The organism is Streptomyces sp. W16 (assembly GCF_033194735.1).
GTDB lineage: Bacteria > Actinomycetota > Actinomycetes > Streptomycetales > Streptomycetaceae > Streptomyces.
This window is the reverse complement of sequence record NZ_JAWOAI010000864.1, coordinates 1-2,574: the sequence shown is the minus strand read 5'-3', so window position 1 is coordinate 2,574 and position 2,574 is coordinate 1. Positions and strand designations below refer to the sequence as shown.

Genomic DNA, 2,574 nt, shown 5'->3' with positions numbered 1-2,574 from the left:
GATGTCGGCGCTCGCGCACACGGCGGCCAGTTCCGCCTTGTCGGCGACCCGTTCGGCCAGCGCGCCGGGCTGCTGCGGCAGCAGATAGGAGGGCGCGAGTTCATCGCGCAGCCGGCCGACGGCGACGGCGCTCGCGTCGTCCATCGGGATCAGTACGGCGGGACGTGCGATCCGCGCGGCCACCCGGCGCAGCGTGACGGCGATCTCGCCCAGGGACGCGCCGGGCGCCGGCGGGGGGTGCATCTGGCAGACAAAGCGGGAGCTGCGTACGGGACTTCCGGCGGAATCGGCGACCACATGCACCTCCACTCCCGCCCTGCCGAGTGAACGCACGGCCCCCAGCGTTCCGTGGTGAAAGGGATTCCGGTCGATCCGCAACAGAACTGCGGGGACACGGATGTCGAGCAGCGACACGGACTGTTTCCTTCGGTTCGTTTCACCCGTGCGGGCGATAGGGGAACTCGGAAGCCGTAACGGCGGTGGCGTAATTCATATTCATATGACTGAGTGTCAGTAGAAGGAAAAGCAAAGTCGGAACGGAGTACGAGAGTGGAGAGAGGAGCAGGCATGGCCCCACAGCAGCGACGGTCCCGGACCGCCCGGCTGGCCTTCATCGCGGCTACGGTCGCCGCGTCGGCGGCTTTCGCGTCGGGTCCCGGGTTCGCGGCGGGAGCGGAGGTGGCGCGAGCCACCGATCCTCCTGCTCCGGTGACCACCACACCCACGACCCCGGCCTTCGGTGCCTTCCTCGACTCCGGTGCTCGCGGTGTGGCCCGGATGGCCGCGCTGAGCAGCTGGCTGGGCGGTGCCGAACTCCGCGTCGGCCACACCTACCTGCCAGGCAACCACTGGAGCGACATCGAGGGCGCCCCGGGCCTCCTCGACGTATGGGCGGACTGGCGCACCGAGAAGACCGACCGGATGCTCGTCCTCAACGTGCCGATGCAGGAGCACAACGAGGACGGCGTCTCCGACTGGCAGGTGCGGCGGCTGCTCCAGCAGGGCGCGGCCGGCCAGTTCGATCAGCACTTCAAGGCCCTGGCGCAGCGGCTGGTCGACCTGAAGGTGCCGGACACGGTGATCGTGCTCGGCTGGGAGATGAACGGCACCACGTACACCTCTCGCTGCGGGCCGGACCCGGAGGCCTGGAAGAAGTACTGGAACAGGATCGTCACCACGATGCGCTCGGTGCCGGGCCAGAAATTCCGGTTCGACTTCACTCCGAGCCGCGGTCGGGACGCCGTTCCCTGGACGCAGTGCTATCCGGGGGACGCCACGGTCGACATCGTCGGAATGGATTCGTACGACCAGCCTTCCGGGCTGACGTTCGACGAGCAGGTGAAAGAGCCCTACGGACTCCAGGAACACGTGGACTTCGCCAAATCCCACGGCAAGCCCATTTCCTATCCTGAATGGGGACTCTTCCGCAATGGCGACAACGCGGAGTACATGAAGCGCATGCTCGCCTGGATGGACGAGCACAAGCCGCTGTACAACACGGTGACCGACTACTGCCCGCACGGTGTGTGGCAGTGCTCGCAGAACCCCAAGTCGTCCCAGGTCTACCGCTCGGTCCTGTTCGGCCGCACCGAGGACCCGACCCCGCAGCCGACAACACCCACAACACCCACGACACCTACGACCCCGGTCACTCCGGAGCCGCCCAAGCCGACCACGCCCACCACACCGCCCACCCCGACGCACCCGGCCAACTGCTCGCCGGTGGAGCTGGGCGACTGGGTGGAGTACTGGCTCGGCGGGAAGCTGTGCGTGAAGTTCGACTGGTGGCAGCGCGACCGCTGAACCAGAGGTGGCGGCGGGCCGCTCACGGTCCGTCGCCACCGCGCTCCCTCCATTTCCGCAGTAACGCCTTGCCCCGCCGGCGCGCGGCGACATCGCAGACGACCGCAGTCATCAGCGGCGCCGTGCGCTTCCGGGCCAGCAACAGCCGCTGGTTGAGCACCGGTTCGGGCCGCCAGTGGTGCTTGTACGGCTCGTTGCCGCGCAGCAGACTGAGCGTGCCGGGCCCGTCGGTGCCGGTGTGCTCGGCGCACGCGTCGAGCAGCATCACCGCCACATCCGCCTTGCGTTCCCGCAACCGCGGGTGAGCGCCGTACAGATACCCGCCCGCGAGCCGCCGCGACAACAGCGTCAGGTCCACGGCGACCACGTCCTCGTCGAGCCGGAACTCGGTGACGACGGCGTCGCCGGAGCGGACCATCGGCCCGACCGAGCGGACGAGGTGTTCGCAGAACCGGGTCTGCAGATGCTCGGACGTCACCTTCCGCCCCTGCCACTGGAGTTGATGCAGCTCCAGCAGCCGCCGTAGCGCCCCGTCCACCTCGTCGGGTCGTACGACATTGCGCTCCACGCCGAGCGCGGTCAGCTTGCGGAGTTTGGCGCGGACGCGCTGGGCCTTGGAGGAGGGGAGACGGGCGACCAGTTCGTCCATGGGTACGGCGGGGAGCTCCAGGCACAGCGAGTCGTGGACGCGGCGGCGGGGGCCGCGCCAGCGGTCGTAGACGCGCTCGACCGCGCTGCCCGGCCGCACCTCGCGGAAGTCGATCAGCGCGG

Annotated in this window: 2 protein-coding genes and 1 pseudogene; 1 reads left to right on the top strand and 2 read right to left on the bottom strand. The window is 68.9% G+C overall.

The genetic code is table 11. The annotated features are described in order from the left end of the window. Positions 1 to 414, bottom strand: a pseudogene (locus tag R6V09_RS50620) (ATP-grasp domain-containing protein); the annotation flags it as partial. Positions 415 to 567: 153 nt separating this feature from the next. Between R6V09_RS50620 and R6V09_RS50615 the strand changes: the two are divergent. After that, the gene (locus tag R6V09_RS50615; protein ID WP_317888168.1) at positions 568 to 1,803 is read left to right on the top strand and encodes a glycoside hydrolase family 26 protein; all 1,236 of its coding nucleotides are present in this window, start codon (positions 568 to 570) and stop codon (positions 1,801 to 1,803) included. A 22-nt stretch (positions 1,804 to 1,825) separates the two neighbouring features. Here R6V09_RS50615 and R6V09_RS50610 read toward each other — a convergent pair. Further along, on the bottom strand, positions 1,826 to 2,574 hold a 749-nt coding region (locus tag R6V09_RS50610; RefSeq protein WP_317888167.1), incomplete at its 5' end, for a GNAT family N-acetyltransferase.

Bases quoted from the DNA above. Each gene is read 5' to 3' on its own strand.
- R6V09_RS50615 (WP_317888168.1), top strand. From the start codon at position 568: ATGGCCCCACAGCAGCGACGGTCCCGGACCGCCCGGCTGGCCTTCATC.